Raw genomic sequence first — 19,567 nt, 5'->3', positions numbered from 1 at the left:
AACCGACTCACAGTTCGCCGATCGCCAGCACGGCCTGGTCGCGCTCGCTGATCACATACCGCCGCAGCTGCGGATCGGCCTCGATCTGCGCCTCGGTGAACGGCATCGGGTGCCACTGTCCAGCGGCGAACGCGCGGGTCTGGTCGCTGGCGTGGCGCGAGGCCGCTTCGCTGGACAAGGAGAACGCCAGCAGCCCTTGGGCCTGTGGCCCGTGGTCGGTGAAGCTGACCACCTGCAGGTAGCTGGTGCCGCTGACCACCAGTCGTTTTCCAGGCCGGCGCGGTACACTGCGGATTGCATTGTAGACCCCCAGCGCCTGCGGTCCGCCAGGAACCGGCGTGCCGTCCATCGCCTGCTGGACCTGGCCCCAGGTGGCATCGCTTGGCACACCGCTGTCGGCCACCTGCTTCTGCGCGGCGAGGCCGGCCTGACGCAGTCCCTGGCGCACCTGCGCCCGATCGATCGCCAGGCCACGCGGGGTATGCACCGGATCGGCCGGGTCGAAGGCTACGCGCCACGCCCCAGGGTGGGCCTGCAGGGCTTCAAGCATCTGCTGGAAGTGCAGCAGGCCTGCTGCATTGCTCGCCAGCCCGGCCTTGCCATCCCAGGCGCGCAGACTGGTGCACAGCGGCTTCAGGTCGGCCTGGACACCCTTGCACCATTGCAGCAGGTCGGGTAGCACCAGGCTGGCCAGGTGCACCTGGTCATCCATCACCATCGCTCGCAGATCCGCCGGGCCGACCTGCTCCTGCGCCAGCAGACGCTGCAAGGCGAAGCGGGCCCGCAGGCCCAACGGTTCGTCCTGGCGGCTGACCACGGGTGAGAACCCGGTCAATGGCTGGGCCGGGTTGGTCAGCCAGGCCGAGTCATTGGCGTTGTGCACGAAGTCACGGCGTTCCAGGCTCGGCAGCAAGTATGCCGGGAAGATGCCAGGCTGAGCCGCCCGCGGATCGGACTTCCATCGACATGCCTGGCGCGAGCCGTCCAGCACTACCCTGCGCAGCGCAGCGCTCGCTGGGTCGCTGCACTGCGCCAGCAACGCCTGGTCGACGTAGGGAATCACCGACTGGTTCAGGTAGAGTGCCTCCTGGCCCGCGCCGACGGCCAGGGTGTTGACCCAAGGCACGCCCTGGATCTGTTCTACCGAGCGTTTCAGGGCCGCCAGGCTGTCGGCATGATTGATCGCATACCACTGTTGCAGCACGCGGGTGTTGTCCAAGTTGGCATCGCGCAGGCTGTAGGCATGCCGGGCATCCCAGTCAAGGCGGCCGGGCCATTGCACCACGGGGCCGAACGCTGACGCATGGATCGAGCGCTGCACCTGGCGCAGCCGGCCATCCTTGTCTTTGATGGTGACGCTGACCGTCTGGCGGGTCATGGGCAGTGACTTGCCGTCGAGCACATAGCGTGTCGGGTCCTTCGGGTCGAGCTGCAGCCGGTAGAAGGTGAAGTGATGCGCGGTATCGACCGTGTGGGTCCAGGCCAGGTGCTGGTTGAAGCCGACATTCACCAGCGGCAGACCCGGCAGCGCAGCGCCCATGACGTCGAGCCGACCGGGAATGGTCAAGTGCATCTGGTAGAAGCGCAGCCCCCCCATCCAGGGGAAATGCGGGTTGGCCAGCAGCAGCCCTTTGCCATTGACCGACCGCTGCCCGCCGATGGCCACGGCATTGCTGCCCCGGTCCAGGGCGAAACGTGCCTGGCGTGCCGCAAGCAGGTCGCCGGGCAAGTACGGCAGCCGCGCCGAAGCCTCTGGCGGTCGCGCCGCCACCACCGCCTCGGCGAACTGCCCGACGCCGCCTTCGATCAGCAGCCGGCGCGTCAGCCGCACCAGGTCCGCTTCGGTGATCGCGCGCAGCCATTGGCCATCGCCGCACTCGGCCGGTAGCCCTGCGGCCCTGCGCTCGCCCAGGGCTCGGTTGTAGCCGCTGGCATAGCCTTGCAGCAGCGCCTGGATGTGCGCTGGCTGCGCCTGCCAGAAGGCGGCTACCGCCTCGGGCGTATTGAACCAGGTAAAGAACAGATCGCTGTCCAGGTTGCTGCGTTGCTCTAACGTCCTGCCATCGGCGCCCAGATAGCGTGAGCGCTGACCATTGACGGTCAGCAGCTCGTTGGCCAGCAGGCACAGGTTGTCCTGGGCATAGGCATAACCGACCCCATAACCGAGGCCACGCTCGTCACTGGCCTGGATATGCGGCACGCCGAAACTGGTGCGGCGGATCTGCGCGGACGCCTCGCTGGGCGCTTCGCGCGCCTGTGCGGCCAGCGCGACGGTCATGGCCAGCGCGACGGTCATGGCCAGCGGAGCCAGAGGACGGATAGGGTTGATCACGGCTACTCCTGCGAGTCTGGGGGGCGCCCCGTCCAGCCGAAACGCACGCAGGGTCATTTCGAGGGGATCGGGCGTTCAGGTGCGTCCTAGAGATCAAAGCAGTTTTTTCTGGTCTTGCACTGCAGTTTTCATGTTCCCGTTCGTCTGGGTAGTCAAGGGAACCAGGAATTCGCACCATCACGAAAAGGAGTGTTCGCATGTACAACCCGCAATCGGCCGCACCGGCAGGATCACCGCCCGGCCACAGCCCCGACAAGCATCACAGCGAAGCGTCCGAACGCATCGGCAACGAGCAGATTCGGGAGCTGCTGCGGGTCTACGGCCTGCGCACCAGCCTGATCAGGCTGAAGATCATCGATGCGCTGCACGACGCCCACCTCGAAGGACGCGCCATCGGTGTACGAGGCATGCATGCCCAACTCACGCGGCTGGACAGTCCATTGTCGTTCCTGAGCGTGCGGGAAGTGCTCAAGCGCTTGTGCGCCGAAGGCGTGATCGTCCTCGGCAGTGACAAGTGCTATACCCTCGCCCCCCAGGCCCGGCGCATTCTCGGGCAGAGCTGTCCGCGCTCGATCGGATAGGCCAGCCCGCCGGCTGGAGTGATGCCAGCCAGGCAGCGCCGCCGCAGCCTGGCTGGCGGTCTCGGTCAGCGCTTGACCTTGCGCCGCAGGACCCCGTTGATCACCACCACGACCACCGCCACGGCGATGGCGATGTACTGGAAGGTCTGTTCGCTGATCGTGCCCTGCTTCTGCAGATGGGACAGACCGAACATGATGGCGAACATCACCAGGATGATCAGGATCGAATACTTCAGGCGCTGCATGTGTGTCATGGGGGTTTCCTGTCGCTTGGTTCGGCCGCGAAGCATACCGCATCGGCAAGCCTCAGGCTGCCGGTCGCACGCTTCGAGCTTGAGTATTGGGGGGTGGTGACCTGGGAGCCCCCTGCGGCAGGCCAGCCAGGAAACCCGCCCCCTGGACACCATTTGCGAAGGCGTTTCCTACGACAAGGCCTCTCGCTGCCTGCAACGGCTGACCACCATAGGCTACAAGGCTGGGTTCGATTGGCGCCTAGCGAGCGCAATTGCGCTACCCGAGAATCAGGTCAGACCGCCCCGGACGCCGGGGCGTCATGACCGGATGCTTGTCGTGGACTTTCAAGCGCCGACGCCAACCGTGCCTAAGGAGATCTACCCATGGACCTGCAGGACCTCAAGCTCATCGATGTCGCCCAACTGCCACTCTCCCTGCAAGCACTGATCGAGTGCATAGGGATCGAGAACGCCTACCGGCTGACCTGTGCCTACGGCGGACGACCGAAGTACATCCCCAAGCACCGCGACCGCACCAGGCTGGTCGAGGTGCTGCCTCCAGATGCCCTGGACGCGCTGATAAAACGCTTCGCCGGCATGGCTCTGGAGGTGCCCAAGTCCGACCATTTTCTGCGCCAGCTGCGCAACCTGAGGATCCAGCAGGAAAGTGCCTGCGGTCAGTCGCGCGCGTTGCTGGCTGACCGGTACGGCCTGAGCCTGCGCCAGATCGGCAACATCCGCAGGCAGGAAGCCCCACCACGCCCAGCGCTTTGATCCTCAAGCCACAAGCTACAGGCAGTGCAGCGTCACGGCAGTGAATGCATTCCACGCACTTACCTTCGATACGGACCGCTCTTGCTTGTAGCTTGCCGCGCTAGAAGTCCCGCTTGTAGAAGATGTCCAGCGAGCTGGCGATACCGCTGGCCGCCTCCACATAGACCTTCTTGCTCAGCTTGTAGCGCAGGGCGATGGTATTGGCTGGCTCGAACACGCCGACACCGTAGCGCAAGCTCAGGCGCTCGGTCAGGTTGCCGCTGGCCACTACGCTGGTGCTGTCGCCGCTGCCCTCGGTATCGAGCTGGAAATCCTCGATGCCCAACCCGGTGGCGAGCTTGCTGGTGATGCCCGCGCTGCCGGCGAGCCCAAGGCCAAGCGCCGCCTGCGCCAGCATGTTGTTGTCTTCCCCCGAGGCACCGAGCGGACGACCGAGCACCAGGTAAGACAACGCCTGCTCCTGGCTCATGGCAGGTTCGGAAAAGACTTCCGAGACAGGTTGCTCGGCGCTGCCGCTCAGACGAATGCCGGCCGTCACTTCATCGACCTGGCGAATGGCTTCGATGTCCAGGTAGGGTTGGTCGAGCGGGCCGGCGAACAGCAGGCGGGCGCGGCGGATGGTCAGGCGTTGTCCGTAGGCGCGGTAGCGTCCGTCGGCCAGGCTCAGCTCGCCGCGGGTATCGAGGTTGTCGCCGACATGGACATGGCCGAGCAGGTTGGCGGTCAGGCCGAAGCCGCTGAAGGACAATCGCTCGCGACCCACTTCCACGTCGATGTCCATGGCCACGGCCATCGGCGGCGTGCCCTCCTCGGTCTGGTGGCCGACGATGACGGTATCTTCCGACACCTTGACCGTGGACGGTGGCAGCTCCCGCACGCTGATGGCGCCCTTGGGCACCTGGATCTTGCCGGTGACCGCAAGCTTGTCGCCAAGCAGGCGGATGTTCAGGTCCGGAGCGGCCTCCAGGGTCGCATAAGGCTCGACCGTCACCGGTAGGCGCTGACCCTGCAGGCGCAGGTCCATCGACAATGCCTGGCCCCAGGTCAGGCTGCCATCGAGCTGCCCCTGGCCGCCCTGGCCGCTGCGCCAATCGCCCTTGAGCCGGACCTGTTCGCCAGCGATCGCGGCCTGCAGCGTCAGCCCCTCCAGGCTCACCGGCAGCTCGGCACCGCTGACCTGCCCGCCAGTCAAGGCCAGGCTGCCGTTGACCTGTGGCGCGAGCAAGGTCCCCGACAGGCGGCCGCTGCCATTCAACTGGCCGGCAAGCACTTCGACCATCGGCAGGAACGGCCGGGCAACCGCCAGGTCGAGCCCGGCCAGGCTGAAGCTGCCCGACAACGGCTTGTCCTTGCCCAGCGGGTCGAGGCGCGCCTCCAGGTTCAACTCGCCCAGACGGGCGCCGACGAAGTCCAGCCGGGTATCGATCTGCCGCGGCGCCAAGGTGCTGGCCAGGCGCAGGGTCTGGTAGGGAAAGTCGAGCCACTGTTCACGCGCTTTGTCACGCACACGCAGCGTGCCGCCACTGGCATCGACCCGGACGGTCCCCTTCGGTCCGCTGGCCGGAATATCCACATCCAGATCGGCATCGAGGCGTCCCTGCCAGGCAAAGTCACGCGGCAGCCATTGGGCCAGGCTTTGGAGCGGAAACTGTTTCAGGTGCATGCGCAGCCGCGGTTGCGGCGCCAGGCGCTGGTCGTCCCCGCACAGGCTGGCCTGGCCGGAACGCCAGCAATGCGCGCCGAGATCGAGCTGGCCGCTGGCCAGACGTTGCACGCGTGCCGGTGCTTGCAGCGTCCAGTTCTGGCCGCCAGTCTCGATCCTGCCGCTGGCCAGTCGACCACGCCAGTTGCCTTGCTCGAGCTTGCCGTCGACGCCCAGGGCGAGCTTGAGCTGTGGCCCATCGAGGCCGATCTGCACCGCTTGCTGGGCAAGATCGCCCTGGCCATTGACCGCCAGGTTGCCCAGCGCGGTGTCGCCGGCGCGTATGCCGTTGGCGTTCAGGCTGAGCGTGGCGCGCTGGGCTGCGTCGAGCCTGGCGCGCAGATCAAGGCGCTGTACGCGATTTTCCGCCTGGGCCAGTTGCTGCCCGTGCAGGGTCAGATTGCCCTGCGGAGCGTCCAGGGTCCCGGCCAGATCCAGGCGGCCATTGGCCTGGCCTTGCAGCCGCGGCCAGAGCTGGCCAAGCCGCGGCAGCTTGATATCGAAACGCCCTGCCAGGCGCTGGTCAAGACTGCCGCTACCGTTGATGCGGTTGTCCCCCAGCTGCACCACGAGCTTGCCGACGCTCCAACGCTGGCCGGCCCCCATGGCCTGGACGCCGAGCTGCGCCGGCTGCCCGCGCAGGCGCCCCTTGAGATCGAGCTGCGCCTCGAGGCTGAGCTGATCGCCGTTCTTCTCGCCCTTGCTGCGCAGCGGCCCGGCCAGGTTGCCAGGCAGCTCGGCCAGCCAGTAGGCGGGATCGAGCGCCGACAATTGCAGGTCGACATCCCAGGCCAGGGTGTCGGCGAAACGCACGGCGACGCTTCCCGCCGCCCTGCCCTGCCCGGCCACCAACGCCAGCTCCGGCAAGCGAACCTGCGTCAGGTCGCCAGCGAAGGGGCCAGCCAGGCTGAAAGCACCGGCAGGGCCATCGAACTCGCCCTTGAACTGCCCTTGGTACCGGCCGTCGCGGTAGTCCACCTGGCCGACGAAGCGGTGCAGGCTGACCTGTGGCGCTTGTTCCAATGGATAAAGACGCAACCAGGGAAAATCCAGCCAGTCGATACTGGCGTTGGCGACCATCCCCTGCTGCCAGTTCGCGGTAGCCTGCAGCTTGAGCCGCTGGTTCTCACCGGCGACCAGATCCAGTGCCGAGAGCGTGGCGCCCTTGGTATCGACCTTGCCGAGCAGCGCCAGCGCAATCGCTCCCTGTTCGGCCGGCAGCGAAGCGGAGCCGCTGAGCTGAAAGCCTTCGCGCAGGTCACCGTCGGCATTGAGTTCCAGCTGGTTCAGCGCCAGCGTGTCGGGCAGTGCGCCACTCGGCTTGAAGGCATCGGCACGGAGTTTCAGCGATGCCGGCATGTGCTCGGCCAGCGCCTGGACCTGGCCGCTGAGTCGGCCGTCCAGATAACCACTGCTGTCAGCCTGCACCGTCAGGCTCTTTTGCAACTCGCCGTCGACTTGCACTTGCAGTTGCCAGTCCCGTCCGTCCACCGCAGGCAGCCGCACCTGACCGCTGGCTTGCAGCGGCCAGTCGTCATGGGGTTGCACCAGCCCCTGCAGGTGCAGGCGCAGGTCGTCGCGCTGCAAGGCCAGGCGATCGATGCGCAGGCCCTCGGGCGTCCAATGGGCGGCCAGCTGCAGGTCGCCCAGCAGATCGCTTCCATCGAGCCGAAGCTGGCCGACCTGCAGCTCGCCCAGCTCGATGTCCAGGGGCAGGTTCAGTTGGGGCAGTTGCAAAGGCCCGCTGTCAGGATCGGCTTCGCCTGGCGCGAACGCCATGTCGATGCGCTCGGCCTCCAGCCGCTCGATGCACAAGGTCGCGCGCAGCAGGCATGACGGCGACCAGGCCAGCACCGGCGCCTGCAATTGCACCTCGCTCTGCCCCTGCGCCCAACGCAGATGACTCGCCTGCCAGCGCCCAGCCAGACGTCCCTGGAAGTCGCTGACCTCGACACCCGGCACCAGGCCCAGCGCCCATCGACTACCGGCCTGGGTACCCAGCACCAGGCCCAGGGCTAGGACGATGAGCAGCAACACTGCCAGCAGGACCAGCAGAACGGTCTTGTACACACGCCTCACAGTTCAGGCCCCATGGAAAAATGCAAACGGAACCCGCCATCGTCGTCCAGCGCCCGCGCAAGATCCAGGCGCAGCGGCCCGACTGGCGATACCCAGCGCACCCCGACGCCGACTCCGGTCTTGAGGCTGGGCAGCTCCAGATCGTTGAAGGCGTTGCCTTGGTCAACGAAGGTGGCTATGCGCCACTTATCGGTGAGTGAATACTGGTATTCAGCGCTGGCGGCGACCATGTAACGCCCGCCAATACGGTCGCCGTCGCTGTTCTCTGGCGACAGCGTCTGGTAGTCGTAGCCACGCACGCTCTGGTCGCCACCGGCGAAGAAACGCAAGGATGGCGGGATGTTGTGCTTGTAGCCGTTGGTGGCGCTGCCGCCGAACTGCACCCGACCAAGCAGGCGATGGCGTTCGGCAACCGTCGTCAGGCCCTTGGCCAGTACGTCGGCATGCAGCAGGTTGGTATCGGACAACAGGCCCTCCTTGGCCGCACGCACCTGGAACTGCAGGCGGTAGCCGTGATGCGGGTCGATGCGGTTGTCGCTGCGCAGATAGGAATAGCTCACGCCCGGCATGAGCAGGTTGCTCAAGCCCGAATCGTCGCCAAGACGGTACTCTTCGCGCTGGTACTTAAGCGAGATCACCCGTTGCCAGCCGCTGGGCAGCTTGCTGTGCCACTCCGGGCCGACAGTCAGCAGCTTGCTGAGCGTATCGGTTCCGGCGATCTCTTCGTTCTGGTAGCCGCCGGCGAACCGCAGCTTGTCGGTCAAGGGCGGGTCGAGCGGGATGTCGTACCACAGGCCGACGTTCTGCCGCGGTGCCGAGAGCTCGGTTTCCCAGCCATAGCTGTGGCCCTGCGGATTGACCCAGTGGCGCGTCCAGTTGGCCTTGCCGCGCGGGCCGACGTCGGTCGAGTAGCCAAGACCCAGGCCGAGGGTACGCGGCTTGCGGGTCTCGAGCGCGACCGTCACCGGCACCTGTTCGCCGACCGCGGCGGTGGGTGCGGCATCGACCCGCACGCCTTCGAAGTATCCGCTGGACTGCAAATCGTTGTTCAGCTCGGCGATCAGTTCCGAGTCGTACGGTGTCCCGGGCTTGAACGAGACCATGCGCTGCAGCAGGTCCTGGTCGAGCGGCGTATCGCCAGCGAAGGACACGGCACCGAGCCGATAGCGCGCCCCGCTCTGGTAGACCAGCTCGATGTCAGCGACCCCGGCCTGGGGGTCGACGGCCAGGCGCTGGCGACTGAAGCGGCCGGAAAAGAACCCGTAGCGCGAAGCCTGGTTCTGGATCACCCGCTTGGCATCTTCGTAGTTGCCGTGGTTGAGTACCGCGCCAGGACGCAGCGCGGGGCCATCAGGCACCCGGAAACGCGCCAGCTCGCTGGCCGGCCCTTCGATCCTGATATCCACGTTGCGCAGGTGCACCGGCTCGCCAGGCTCGATGCGGATGACCAGGCGTGGCGGTTGTCCGGCCGCCGCCGGCACGACCTCGCTGTCGATCCGGGCCTGGTAATAGCCCAGCGCCTGGGCGGCCTTGCGCGCCTGCTCCTCGGCGCCACGACTAAAGCGCAGCAGGGCCTGCTCGTCACGCTCGCCAAGACTGCCGATATAGCCTTCGACATTGGTTCTGAGCGCCTTGTTGGCCGGCTTGACCGTGACCTGCAACTGGTCCTGGGCACTCGCTGCGATACTGGTGGCCAGCAGCGCCAGGCCCCAGAGAAACTTTCCTGTATACGTCATGCCGCGCATGCTACCAGAGCTGGATGTCAGGGGAAGCCTGTTGCGCCAGGCGTCATGGCAGCAGGGCCGGGCGCCGCATGGAAGAACACCCGCTCGCGGATCGGCCCCATGACGATCTCGCCAATTTCCTCATAGCCTTGGTGTTCGCAGAACGCCAGATAATTCGGATTGGCGGTGCCCAGTACCACGCCACTGGAGCCCTCGTCCTCGGCGCACCAGTCATGCACCGCCTGCAACAACCGTTCGCCATGGTGCTGGCCCTGGTAAAGCGGATCGACGCCAAGCAGCGGCAGGCGATGCACCTGCGGTGTCGCCAGGCAACCCGCCAAGGCCAGCTCGTAATCGAGATAGCGTCGGGTGCAGCGGGTACCCACGCCCAGAACCATGCGCAGGCGCCAGACCCAGCTGTCGGTGACCTCCAGCCGCCGCTGCGGCGGCACGATCAGCGCCGCGCCCACCAAGCGATCCTCGACCAGCAGGCCGATGGCCGGCAACTGCAGGTAGAAGTGCTGACGCACGCGCTCGCGCACCAGAACCCGCAGGCGGCGCTCGAAGCCAGGCCGCTGACGCTCGAGCAGATGGGCCATGGTCGGCTCCTGGCGATAGGCTTGGTAGAGCAGCATGCGGGTCTCGCGCCGGTAGCCCTTGTCGAGCAGACAGATACGCACAGGTGCGGCGGTGGCTTCGGGCATGGCAACGGGTCTCCTGGCAGTGGCGGTGGCATCGCTTGGAGGCTCGCCGGCGAACAATCGTTCAGCGCCTGGCACGCAATGATGGTACCAAGCTGGTGGCGACCGGCGATGTCAGCTAGCATCGCGGCTTTTTCAGCAGGATTGCCGCACCATGAAGATCGTCTCGTTCAACATCAACGGCCTGCGCGCCCGACCGCACCAGTTGGCCGCGCTGATCGAGAAGCACCAGCCAGACGTCATCGGCCTGCAGGAAACCAAGGTGAGCGACGAGCAGTTTCCACTGGCCGATGTGCAAGCGCTGGGCTATCACGTGCATTTCCATGGACAGAAAGGCCACTACGGTGTCGCCCTGCTCTCGCGCCAGGCGCCGCTGGCCCTGCACAAGGGGTTCGCCAGCGACGAGGAAGATGCCCAGCGCCGCTTCATCTGGGGGACGTTCGCCGACGCCGACGGCCAGCCGGTAACCATCATGAACGGTTACTTCCCGCAGGGCGAAAGCCGTGACCACCCGACCAAGTTCCCGGCCAAGCAACGCTTCTACCATGATCTGCAGGTCTTGCTGGAAGATCGGTTCGAGGCCAGCGAGCCGCTGGTCGTCATGGGCGACCTGAACATCTCGCCCGAAGACTGCGATATCGGTATCGGCCCGGACAACGCTCGACGCTGGCTCAAGACCGGCAAGTGCAGCTTCCTTCCCGAGGAGCGCCAGTGGCTGGCACGCCTCAAGGGCTGGGGGCTGACCGACAGCTTCCGCTACCTGCATCCCGAGGTGAATGATCGCTTCAGCTGGTTCGACTACCGAAGCCGTGGCTTCGAGGACGAGCCCAAGCGCGGCCTGCGCATCGACCTGATCCTGGCATCCAACGGCCTGCTGCCGCGAATCAAGGCAGCGGACGTGGACTACGAGTTGCGCGCCATGGAAAAGCCTTCCGACCATGCGCCGATCTGGTTGGAACTGCACTGAGTTCGCGCTCTGTCCGTAACACGGCCCGCAAGGGCCGCAGCAGCCCCCGCTCGGCCACGGTGGCCGTACCGCTGGATCCTGGCACTGGCGCTCGCGACAGCGGCGCGCCTGTCGCCTACAGCCCCAGGCGCAACGCCTCGCCCACGCTCGCGCCGCGCGCGTCGTGCGCGGCGCTGACCAAGGCGAAGTTGTAAGCCCCGTGCGACCAATAGCGTGCCTGCAACTGCCCGTCCACCCGCTGTCCTCGTGGCATGCGCGCATAGTGCTCGCCCGGTGAACGCAGGAACAGGCTGATACGCTGGCCAGCGCGATCCTGGAACACCAGCAGTGCCGCTGGGCCCTGCTCGTTGCTCAGCAGGCGCGCCCCGACTGGCTGGAAACCGTAGCCGGCCAGGTCCGGCAGCTGTCCGACACGGTCGAAATGCCGGCCCAGCCAGTCACGCAATTGCGCCGGATCACTGGCCTGTATGTCCAGGGCCTGGCTGTCGGCAAACAATCGATGCGCCTGGACCGCATCGGCCATGGGCAGGTCGCCGCCCGCCAGGGTCACCTGCCGCGCCTGCCAGCCCCCGACCCCGCCCAGGCCCAACGCCAGCAGCAGACCCGCCACCCAGGACAGGCGCTGCTGCCTGCGCTGGCGCATGCGTCGCCGCACCTGTCGCAGGTCCAGGTGCACGGCCCCTGGCTGATCACCGAACCCGGCCAGTGCCGCGCGCAGGCGTCGGGCATCGTCGCGCCAGGCCTCGACCTTGGCCGCTTGCTCGGGGTTGGCGGCCAGCCAGGCTTGCACCTCGGCGCGCCGAGCGGGCGCCAGGCGCTCATCGATGTAGGCATGCAGCTCGTGTTCGCTCGGGATCAGGCGTGTCATTTGAGTCTCCGCAAGGCCGCAGGCCTGGGGTTGCCTTCGGTCAGTTCACGCAAGGCAGCGCGCGCCCGGGACAAGCGCGACATCACCGTACCAATGGGTATCCGCAGGGCCTCGGCCGTCTGCTTGTAGCTCAGGCCTTCGACGCTGACCAGCAACAGCAGGGCTCGCTGTTCGGTCGGCAAGCGGGCGAAGGCTTGCAGGTCAGCCTGGGCGAACACGATGTCCTCGGTATTGTCGCCAACCGCCGAAGCACCCGCCTCGCCCCGGCCAAACCAGGATAGCCAGCGCCCATGCAGGCGCTCGCGGCGCTTACCATCGAGAAACAGCCGATAGAGGATGGTGAACAACCAGGCCCGCAACGTCTCGGGGTCCTGCTGCTGAGTGCTGCGGCTCAAGGCGCGTTCGACGGTGGCCTGCACCAGGTCGTCGGCGCCGCCGGTTTCACGGGTCAACCACAAGGCAAAGCGGCGCAGGCGTTGCAGTAGCTCACGCCATTGTTGTTCGTCCAGGTCATGCATGGTCAGGTACCGGGCAAGGGTTTCCAGTTTATGGCTTGACGCCTGGCGAGGAAATCTATTCCCCCCAGGGAATAAGTCTTGTCCTGCTTCGTCGTACCGGCACCTCTACAGAAGCGGACGTTGACATGAATTCACCCGTGCAAGGCAGCGCCAAGGCGCTGCGCCTGGCTGGCATAGGCGCGGTGATGCTGGCGCTGGGCGCCGGCTTCGCCTATGCGGCAGGCTGGCTCGGCAAGCCACGCCTGACGCCCCAGCGCATCATCGATACCTTCGAAGCCCAGGCCGGCCATCACCCTGGCTATCGCAAGAACCACGCCAAGGGCCTGTGTGTCAGTGGCTACTTCCAGTCCAGCGGCCAGGCCGCCACGCTGTCGAGCGCCCGGGTATTCAGCCAGGCGCGGGTCCCGGTGATCGGCCGCTTCGCCATCGGCGGAGCCAACCCGTCCGCGCCGGACACCAGTGTGCCCGTACGCAGTCTGGCCATCGAGCTGCGCAGCGACGACGGCCAGGTCTGGCGCACTGGCATGAACAACCCGCCGGTACTGGCCGTCAGCACGCCGCAGGGCTTCTACGATCAGGTGCTGGCGGCGGCGCCGGACCCCAGCACTGGCAAGCCAGACCCGTCGAAACTTCAGGCGTTCTATGCCGCGCATCCGGAAAGCGCGGCGTTTCGCCAGTGGGCGGCAAGCCATCAGCCCAGCGACAGCTTCGCCAGCACCCAGTACCACAGCATCAACGCTTTTCGCCTGATCGATGCCAACGGTACCGCCCATCCGGTGCGCTGGCAGCTTGAACCCCGGGCCGCCTTCGCCGCCTTGCCGAGCCAGGTCGATGACAAGCAGTTCCTCCAGCACGACCTGGCATGGCGCCTGGCCCAGGCGCCGCTGCGCTGGACACTGCGCCTGGTGCTGGCCGAGCCCGGCGACGCGGTGGACGACCCAGCCCGCCCGTGGCCTGCGCAACGACGTCGCGTCGATGCTGGCACGCTGGTGATCGAACGGGTCGATGCCGCCGAGCAAGGCGCCTGTCGCGACCTGAACTTCGACCCCTCGATCCTGCCCAGTGGTATCGAACCGAGCGCCGATCCGATCCTTGCCGCGCGTTCAGCCGCCTACTCCGAATCCTTCAACCGTCGCAGCCGCGAGTCGCTCGACATGGGAGTGCAACCATGAAACCAGCCATCTTCCATCCCATGGCGCGGCTCCTGCACTGGCTGATGGCGATCCTGATCATCGCCATGCTGTTCATCGGCGTGAGCATGGTGGGCGACCTTTCGCCCCGCCACCGGGTGCTCATCGAATTGCACAAGGCGACGGGCCTGGCGTTGCTGGTGCTGGCGCTGGTGCGCATCGGCCTGCGCCTGAGCTTGCCACACCCAACGCTGCCGCCCGACCTGCCAAGGCTCCAGCGCATGGCCGCGGGGGCCTCGCACCTGCTGCTCTATGGGCTGATGCTGGGCATGCCACTGCTGGGCTGGGCCATGCTCTCGGCCGGCGGCTATCCGCGCCCGCTGCAACTGCCAGCGATCGTTGCGCACGACCTGCGCGCCTATGCCGTGCTGCGCCAGGCGCATGGCTGGGCCGGCTACCTGCTGCTGGCCAGCGTGCTGGTGCACCTGGGGGCGGCGCTGCTGCATGCCCTGGTACGCCGTGACGGCGTCTGGCGCAGCATGTGGCCAGCGCGGTCGCGGCGCCCGCGCGCCTGACAAGCACAGCGCTGCCAGGCAGAGTGTGCTTTAATGCGTCGCCCATCATTTCGACACCTCATCAAAGGCGGCTATGGACACGGGGACACGACTCAAGCTGGTGCGTGAACGCAACAACCTTTCCCAACGAGAACTGGCCCGCCGCAGTGGGTTGACCAATTCGACGATCTCGCAGATCGAGCAGAACCGCGTCAGCCCGTCGGTCAGCTCGCTCAAGAAACTGCTCGAAGGCATTCCGATGTCCCTGGCGGAGTTCTTCAGCTTCGACGAGCCCGCGCGCGAGGAACGCTACGTGTTCCGCGCTGGCGAACAGCCCGACCTGGGGCGCAACGGCTTGCGCATGCTGCTGGTGGGCGCCAGCGTCGAGGGCCGGCAGATGCGCATGCTGCGCGAGCTGTATGCGCCAGGCGCCGATTCGGGCGAGCCTATCGTGCATGCCGAAGGTGAGGAATGCGGCCTGGTCACCCGCGGCACGGTGGAGTTGTGGATCGACGGCCAGGTGAGCGTGCTCAGTTCCGGCGATGGCTACTACATTCCGACCACCTTGCCGCACACGTTCAAGAACATCGGCCCCGACGAAGCGGAAATCATCAGCGCCAACACGCCAGCGAACTTCTGAGCGAAACCGCCCGATGGTCGTCTAGCCAGCAAGACCAGGCCATGCCGGCGCACGAGAACCTTTGCCACATGCCCGACGAGCGCTCCTCGACCCTGAGCCAACGCGAAGCCTGCCAGTGCCTGCGCAACGCCGCCCTGGGCACGGCGCGGCTCGAGGTGCGCGGGCACGCTCCCCATGGCCGGGTACTGGTCGATATCGATGACTGGCAACTGACGCTGGAAGTCGACGCCCAGGGCCTGGCGCGCTGCGTCAGTTGTCGTTGCCCGGAGGGCCGCCTGGGCACGCAGGGCGACTGGGGACGCTACGGTACGGACCCGGTCGACCTTCTCAGCATCTGGGAGCGCGGGCGCCTCGAGCAGCTGCTGCGCGAAGCCACAACCGGCTAGCCACAGCCGTGAGCGCAAGCCGCCGCGCTTGATGCGCGACCCGCCCGATCCTCTCCTCTGCCGCTTGCCTTTCGCTCGCCGGGCAGTCCACTTCATGCTGGACACGCATCAGCGCCTGGTGCCCTGCCCTCCAGGCAGCTCGACGGTCCGAAGCGGTGAAGTGTTTCAAATATGCAACATACCTTCGCTGGCTTCTACGGTGAGCCGTCTGCTACCCAAGTCATTTTGACCTCCTGAAAATGCTCAAACGCCATAAATATGACGCTAATACGAAGTCATATGTTGGCGCACAATCCTCTCCCTCCACAAAGCTCTCTATCAAACGAATCCTATATTTTCAGTAACTTACGACCGTTCATCGGGTTCTCGACAACGAAACGTCAAGGAAGTTTCGTCGCTAACCCCCGGATTAGAAAGGGTTTGCCGGCTTTGAACCGAAGGAGGTGGGCCTGTAAGCGCAGCGAAACATGCCATTGCTTTGACGCATTTTCCAAAAGCTGCGCTATACAGAATCCACAACATTTGTTTCATCCCTTTAACCTTTCAACGCGAGGCACGCCGGCATGGACGTGAGCGTATTTGGCACCGGCTACGTAGGCCTGGTACAAGCAGCAGCACTGGCAGACGTCGGGCACAGGGTTCTGTGCGTGGATGTCGACACCCACAAGATCAATCAGCTGACCCTCGGAGTTCCGCCAATCAGCGAGCCTGGCCTGCCGGCCATGCTGGAAGAAAACATCAAGCAGGGGCGGCTGCTGTTCAGCACCCAGGCCAGCGATGCCGTCAGCCATGCCGAGCTGATCTTCATCGCAGTCGGCACCCCGCCGGACGAAGACGGCTCGGCCGACCTGACCCATGTGCTCGAGGTCACCCGGCAGATCGCCCAGCTGATGGAGGCCGACCGCATCCTGATCTGCAAGTCGACCGTGCCGGTCGGCACCGCGGACAAAGTGGCGGCCCTGGCACGTGACGAGCTGACCCGACTGGGCAAGGGCCATCTGCAGGTTCGGGTGGTCTCCAATCCGGAGTTCCTCAAGGAAGGCAGCGCCCTGGCCGACTGCATGCGTCCGGACCGGATCATCGTCGGCACTCCCGACGAGCATGCCCGCGAGCAGCTCGCCGAGCTGTACGCGCCGTTCTGCCGCAACCATGAAAAGCTGATGTTCATGGACAACCGCAGCGCCGAGCTGACCAAGTACGCGGCCAATGCCATGCTGGCCACGCGCATCAGCTTCATGAACGAGCTGGCCAACCTGAGCGAGCGGCTCGGCGCCGATATCGAGGCGGTGCGCAAGGGCATCGGCTCGGACCCGCGCATCGGCTATCACTTCATCTACCCCGGCTGCGGCTTCGGCGGCTCGTGCTTCCCCAAGGACATCAAGGCCCTGCTGCACACCGCCGAACACAGCGGCATGCCACTGCGCCTGCTGCAGAGCGTGAGCGACGTCAATGACCGTCAGCGGCAGATCCTGTTCGCCAAGCTCAGCCAGCAGCTCGATGGGCAGCTGGCCGGCAAGTCGATCGCCCTGTGGGGCCTGGCCTTCAAGCCCAACACCGACGACATGCGCGAAGCGCCCAGCCGCTATCTGATGGAAGCCTTGTGGGCCGAAGGGGCCAGCGTGCGCGCCTACGATCCCGAGGCGATGGACGAATGCCGGCGAATCTACGGCTACCGTGACGACCTGCACCTGTGCGCCACGCGCGACGACACCTTGCAGGACGCCGACGCCCTGGTCATCTGCACCGAATGGAAGAACTTCCGGGTGGTCGACTTCGATGCCCTGGCCAGCAAGCTGCGCGCCCGGGTGATCGTCGACGGTCGCAACCTCTACAACCCCGAGCACGTCGCCGCGCACGGTCTGCGCTACATCGGCATCGGCCTGCGCCAGGTCGCCCCACAGGTGGACGCACAATGAAAGTGATGGTCACGGGCGCCGCCGGGTTCATCGGCGCGCACACCAGCCTGCGACTGTTGCGCGACGGCCACCAGGTGGTGGGGCTGGACAATTTCAACGACTACTACGATCCGGCGCTCAAGCATGCCCGGGTACGCTGGATCGAGCAGCAGGTCGGGCCATTCGCCCTGCACCACATGGACCTGGCCGACCGCGACGGCATGGCCAGCCTGTTCGCCAGCGAGCGCCCCGACGTGGTGGTGCACCTGGCGGCCCAGGCCGGCGTGCGCTACTCGCTGCAGAACCCGCACGCCTACGTGGACAGCAACCTAAGCGGCTTTCTCAACATTCTCGAAGGTTGCCGCCGCAACCCGGTCCAGCACCTGCTGTACGCCTCGTCCAGCTCGGTCTATGGCGCCAACCAGAACACGCCCTACCGGGTCCAGGATGGGGTCGACCACCCGTTGTCGCTGTATGCCGCCAGCAAGAAAGCCAACGAAGCCATGGCGCACAGCTACAGCCATCTGTTCGGCATTGCCTGCAGCGGCCTGCGCTTCTTCACCGTCTACGGTCCCTGGGGTCGTCCGGACATGTCGCCGATCCTGTTCGCCCGTGCGATCAGCGAAGGCAGGCCGATCCAGCTGTTCAACCAGGGCCGTCACCAGCGCGACTTCACCTACATCGACGACATCGTCGAAAGCCTGGTCCGACTCATTCCGCTGCCACCGTCGCCGCGCTCGGACTGGAACCCCCAGCATCCGGACCCGGCCAGCAGCCACGCGCCATGGCGCCTGTTCAACATCGGCGGCCAGCGTCCGGTGGAACTGATCGACTACGTGGCCCTGCTCGAGGAGCACCTGCAACGCCGAGCGAAGATCGAGCTGCTGCCGCTGCAACCCGGTGACGTGCTGGCCACCTGCGCCGACGCCAGTGCGCTGGAACAGATCACCGGCTTCGCGCCGAAGGTTTCCCTGGATGAAGGGCTCAAGCGTTTCGTCGCTTGGTTTCAACAGTACTACTCGCAGACCACGACGACAGGCGCGGCAGCAGGCGAGCAGGCGAATCATCGGAGAACGATATGACAGGTCAAGCAAAAAGCGTTCAGCTAGAGGCGCTGCATCAGGACAAGCGCATGGATCCGGCCCAGCGACAACGCATCGACGCGGCCATCCACATGCAAGGCCGCGGCTGGCTCACCGGCCGGCCAGGCGGGCGCTCCTGGACCTTGTCGCGGACCAACCGGCTGGTGTCCTGCCTCGGCGCACTGGTCATTCTCGTCGCGATCTCGCCGCTGTTGCTCGGCATTGCCCTGCTGGTCAAGCGCAGCAGCCCGGGGCCGGTGTTCTTCATCCAGAAGCGCACCGGCTATCGCGGCCGTGCCTTTGGCATGTTCAAGTTCCGCACCATGGTCGCCAACGCCGAGGCGCTCAAGGACTCGGTGCGCCACCTCAACAAGCACGGTGCCGACTCGATCGACTTCAAGATCGACAAGGACCCGCGCGTGACCCGCATCGGCAGCGTGCTGCGCCGCACCAGCCTCGACGAGCTGCCCAACCTGCTCAACGTGATCACCGGCGACATGCGCCTGGTCGGACCGCGCCCGACCTCTTTCAATGCCTATCGCTACAAGGACAACCACCTGGCGAGGCTGAGCATCTACCCAGGCATGACGGGCCTGTGGCAGATCTCCGGGCGCAGCGACATCGACTTCGACCAGCGCGTGCAGCTGGACCTGAGCTACATCCACGAACAGAGCTTGATGCTGGACCTGAAGATCCTCTTCAAGACCCCTTTCAAAGTCTTCAGCGGCCACGGAGCAAGTTGAGATGGACGGTTCTACTTCGAGAAGCCTGAGTATCGCGACCCCCAGCGAGACCAACCTGACCGCCACGGTCCTCGACCTGGAGCAGCGCACCTTGCTGCTGACCTCGGCCAACAGTGGCAGCGGCACCAGCACCAGCGCCCTGGCCTTCGCCAGCCAGCTGGCGCTGATGAGCGCCGGCAACGTGCTGCTGATCGACACCAGCTCCAGCGTCGGCAGCCTCAGCCAGCAGCTGGGCCTTGGCAAGCTGCGCGGTTTCACCGACCTGCTGTTCGACCATGACACGCCGCCCCTGGCCCAGGACTGCGTGGTACGCCTGCCCGACCAGCCTTTCGACGTGCTGCCTGGCGGCACCTGGAAGCGCGGTCGCGACCGTCTCGACCCGGAGCTGCTGCGGATCCTGCTGCGCCAGCTGAGCAGCCATTACCGCTTCGTGGTGATCGACGGGGAGGCCATCTACGTCAACGCCGACAGTCTGGTGATCGGCACCCTGGTCGACGGCGTGATCCTGGTGGTGTGCGCCGAGCAGACGCGCCTGGAAGTGGCCCAGGCCGCCTGCCTGCGCCTGACCCAGGCCGGTGCCCGACTGATCGGCAGCGTGTTCAACAGGCGCAAGTACTACATGCCCAAGTGGCTGTACAACAACCTCTGAGGCCGCACA

18 protein-coding genes are annotated in these 19,567 nt (G+C 65.9%); 11 read left to right on the top strand and 7 right to left on the bottom strand.

Features of this window, described 5'->3' with window-relative positions:
- Positions 1 to 7: 7 nt before the first annotated feature.
- Positions 8 to 2,296 (bottom strand): bifunctional acylase PvdQ, encoded by a 2,289-nt coding sequence (gene pvdQ / locus ACY8GK_RS04725; protein ID WP_462402981.1) that lies wholly within the window; start codon positions 2,294 to 2,296, stop codon positions 8 to 10.
- Between the two features lie 233 nt (positions 2,297 to 2,529).
- Between pvdQ and ACY8GK_RS04720 the strand changes: the two genes are divergently transcribed.
- On the top strand, positions 2,530 to 2,913 hold the full coding sequence (locus ACY8GK_RS04720) for a Dor-1 like family protein (protein WP_196174844.1): 384 nt from the start codon (positions 2,530 to 2,532) through the stop codon (positions 2,911 to 2,913).
- A gap of 65 nt (positions 2,914 to 2,978) precedes the next feature.
- Here ACY8GK_RS04720 and ACY8GK_RS04715 read toward each other — a convergent pair whose 3' ends face one another.
- Positions 2,979 to 3,167 (bottom strand): hypothetical protein, encoded by a 189-nt coding sequence (locus tag ACY8GK_RS04715; protein ID WP_196174845.1) that lies wholly within the window; start codon positions 3,165 to 3,167, stop codon positions 2,979 to 2,981.
- Positions 3,168 to 3,530: 363 nt separating this feature from the next.
- On the opposite strand from ACY8GK_RS04715, the gene ACY8GK_RS04710 reads away from it, so the two are divergent.
- Positions 3,531 to 3,920 (top strand): transcriptional regulator, encoded by a 390-nt coding sequence (locus ACY8GK_RS04710; protein WP_196174846.1) that lies wholly within the window; start codon positions 3,531 to 3,533, stop codon positions 3,918 to 3,920.
- Positions 3,921 to 4,020: 100 nt separating this feature from the next.
- Here the strand turns inward: ACY8GK_RS04710 and ACY8GK_RS04705 are convergent, their stop codons facing one another.
- Genes ACY8GK_RS04705 through ACY8GK_RS04695 form a run of 3 tightly spaced genes read right to left on the bottom strand, consistent with a single transcriptional unit; the run spans position 4,021 to position 10,129 of the window.
- Positions 4,021 to 7,701: a translocation/assembly module TamB domain-containing protein gene (locus ACY8GK_RS04705; RefSeq protein WP_462402446.1), complete on the bottom strand. Its 3,681-nt coding sequence runs from the start codon at positions 7,699 to 7,701 to the stop codon at positions 4,021 to 4,023.
- Complete coding sequence (locus tag ACY8GK_RS04700; RefSeq protein ID WP_196174848.1) at positions 7,698 to 9,437, bottom strand: autotransporter assembly complex protein TamA; 1,740 nt, start codon at positions 9,435 to 9,437, stop codon at positions 7,698 to 7,700. Before ACY8GK_RS04700 ends, ACY8GK_RS04705 begins: the two co-directional genes overlap by 4 nt.
- 26 nt (positions 9,438 to 9,463) lie before the next feature.
- Complete coding sequence (locus ACY8GK_RS04695; protein ID WP_196174849.1) at positions 9,464 to 10,129, bottom strand: GNAT family N-acetyltransferase; 666 nt, start codon at positions 10,127 to 10,129, stop codon at positions 9,464 to 9,466.
- A gap of 151 nt (positions 10,130 to 10,280) precedes the next feature.
- Between ACY8GK_RS04695 and xthA the strand changes: the two genes are divergently transcribed.
- Positions 10,281 to 11,093 (top strand): exodeoxyribonuclease III, encoded by an 813-nt coding sequence (gene xthA, locus ACY8GK_RS04690; RefSeq protein ID WP_196174850.1) that lies wholly within the window; start codon positions 10,281 to 10,283, stop codon positions 11,091 to 11,093.
- A 115-nt stretch (positions 11,094 to 11,208) separates the two neighbouring features.
- Here the strand turns inward: xthA and ACY8GK_RS04685 are convergent, their stop codons facing one another.
- Together ACY8GK_RS04685 and ACY8GK_RS04680 are read right to left on the bottom strand one after the other, a co-directional pair.
- Positions 11,209 to 11,961 (bottom strand): anti-sigma factor family protein, encoded by a 753-nt coding sequence (locus ACY8GK_RS04685; protein WP_196174851.1) that lies wholly within the window; start codon positions 11,959 to 11,961, stop codon positions 11,209 to 11,211.
- Positions 11,958 to 12,479: a sigma-70 family RNA polymerase sigma factor gene (locus tag ACY8GK_RS04680; protein WP_196174852.1), complete on the bottom strand. Its 522-nt coding sequence runs from the start codon at positions 12,477 to 12,479 to the stop codon at positions 11,958 to 11,960. The genes ACY8GK_RS04685 and ACY8GK_RS04680 overlap by 4 nt, the downstream gene beginning before the upstream one ends.
- A gap of 125 nt (positions 12,480 to 12,604) precedes the next feature.
- Between ACY8GK_RS04680 and ACY8GK_RS04675 the strand changes: the two genes are divergently transcribed.
- From ACY8GK_RS04675 to ACY8GK_RS04640, 8 genes are all read left to right on the top strand, one after another.
- Complete coding sequence (locus ACY8GK_RS04675) at positions 12,605 to 13,651, top strand: catalase family peroxidase (RefSeq protein ID WP_196174853.1); 1,047 nt, start codon at positions 12,605 to 12,607, stop codon at positions 13,649 to 13,651.
- Entirely contained in the window at positions 13,648 to 14,184 is a 537-nt protein-coding gene (locus ACY8GK_RS04670) for a cytochrome b (protein ID WP_196174854.1), read from the top strand. Before ACY8GK_RS04675 ends, ACY8GK_RS04670 begins: the two co-directional genes overlap by 4 nt.
- A gap of 73 nt (positions 14,185 to 14,257) precedes the next feature.
- Entirely contained in the window at positions 14,258 to 14,803 is a 546-nt protein-coding gene (locus tag ACY8GK_RS04665) for a cupin domain-containing protein (protein WP_196174855.1), read from the top strand.
- A 41-nt stretch (positions 14,804 to 14,844) separates the two neighbouring features.
- Complete coding sequence (locus ACY8GK_RS04660) at positions 14,845 to 15,189, top strand: DUF7693 family protein (RefSeq protein ID WP_230375325.1); 345 nt, start codon at positions 14,845 to 14,847, stop codon at positions 15,187 to 15,189.
- 563 nt (positions 15,190 to 15,752) lie between these two features.
- The gene (locus ACY8GK_RS04655; RefSeq protein WP_196174856.1) at positions 15,753 to 17,105 is read left to right on the top strand and encodes a UDP-glucose dehydrogenase family protein; all 1,353 of its coding nucleotides are present in this window, start codon (positions 15,753 to 15,755) and stop codon (positions 17,103 to 17,105) included.
- A complete protein-coding gene (locus tag ACY8GK_RS04650; protein WP_196174857.1) occupies positions 17,102 to 18,166 on the top strand; it encodes an NAD-dependent epimerase in 1,065 nt (354 codons plus the stop codon). The genes ACY8GK_RS04655 and ACY8GK_RS04650 overlap by 4 nt, the downstream gene beginning before the upstream one ends.
- Complete coding sequence (locus tag ACY8GK_RS04645; RefSeq protein WP_196174858.1) at positions 18,163 to 18,909, top strand: sugar transferase; 747 nt, start codon at positions 18,163 to 18,165, stop codon at positions 18,907 to 18,909. Before ACY8GK_RS04650 ends, ACY8GK_RS04645 begins: the two co-directional genes overlap by 4 nt.
- Position 18,910: 1 nt before the next feature.
- Positions 18,911 to 19,558 carry a CpsD/CapB family tyrosine-protein kinase gene (locus ACY8GK_RS04640; RefSeq protein ID WP_196174859.1) on the top strand — a complete coding sequence of 216 codons (648 nt, stop codon included), beginning with the start codon at positions 18,911 to 18,913 and terminating at the stop codon, positions 19,556 to 19,558.
- Positions 19,559 to 19,567: the final 9 nt, after the last annotated feature.

Source organism: Pseudomonas sp. Marseille-QA0332 (genome assembly GCF_054950175.1).
The sequence above is the reverse complement of the archived record's forward strand: the minus strand, read 5'-3'. Positions and strand labels throughout refer to the sequence as shown.

Coding starts and splice junctions, on each gene's coding strand:
- pvdQ (WP_462402981.1), bottom strand. CDS start 2,296: ATGACCGTCGCGCTGGCCATGACCGTCGCGCTGGCCGCACAGGCGCGC.
- ACY8GK_RS04720 (WP_196174844.1), top strand. CDS start 2,530: ATGTACAACCCGCAATCGGCCGCACCGGCAGGATCACCGCCCGGCCAC.
- ACY8GK_RS04715 (WP_196174845.1), bottom strand. CDS start 3,167: ATGACACACATGCAGCGCCTGAAGTATTCGATCCTGATCATCCTGGTG.
- ACY8GK_RS04710 (WP_196174846.1), top strand. CDS start 3,531: ATGGACCTGCAGGACCTCAAGCTCATCGATGTCGCCCAACTGCCACTC.
- ACY8GK_RS04700 (WP_196174848.1), bottom strand. CDS start 9,437: ATGACGTATACAGGAAAGTTTCTCTGGGGCCTGGCGCTGCTGGCCACC.
- ACY8GK_RS04695 (WP_196174849.1), bottom strand. CDS start 10,129: ATGCCCGAAGCCACCGCCGCACCTGTGCGTATCTGTCTGCTCGACAAG.
- xthA (WP_196174850.1), top strand. CDS start 10,281: ATGAAGATCGTCTCGTTCAACATCAACGGCCTGCGCGCCCGACCGCAC.
- ACY8GK_RS04685 (WP_196174851.1), bottom strand. CDS start 11,961: ATGACACGCCTGATCCCGAGCGAACACGAGCTGCATGCCTACATCGAT.
- ACY8GK_RS04680 (WP_196174852.1), bottom strand. CDS start 12,479: ATGCATGACCTGGACGAACAACAATGGCGTGAGCTACTGCAACGCCTG.
- ACY8GK_RS04675 (WP_196174853.1), top strand. CDS start 12,605: ATGAATTCACCCGTGCAAGGCAGCGCCAAGGCGCTGCGCCTGGCTGGC.
- ACY8GK_RS04670 (WP_196174854.1), top strand. CDS start 13,648: ATGAAACCAGCCATCTTCCATCCCATGGCGCGGCTCCTGCACTGGCTG.
- ACY8GK_RS04665 (WP_196174855.1), top strand. CDS start 14,258: ATGGACACGGGGACACGACTCAAGCTGGTGCGTGAACGCAACAACCTT.
- ACY8GK_RS04660 (WP_230375325.1), top strand. CDS start 14,845: ATGCCGGCGCACGAGAACCTTTGCCACATGCCCGACGAGCGCTCCTCG.
- ACY8GK_RS04655 (WP_196174856.1), top strand. CDS start 15,753: ATGGACGTGAGCGTATTTGGCACCGGCTACGTAGGCCTGGTACAAGCA.
- ACY8GK_RS04650 (WP_196174857.1), top strand. CDS start 17,102: ATGAAAGTGATGGTCACGGGCGCCGCCGGGTTCATCGGCGCGCACACC.
- ACY8GK_RS04645 (WP_196174858.1), top strand. CDS start 18,163: ATGACAGGTCAAGCAAAAAGCGTTCAGCTAGAGGCGCTGCATCAGGAC.
- ACY8GK_RS04640 (WP_196174859.1), top strand. CDS start 18,911: ATGGACGGTTCTACTTCGAGAAGCCTGAGTATCGCGACCCCCAGCGAG.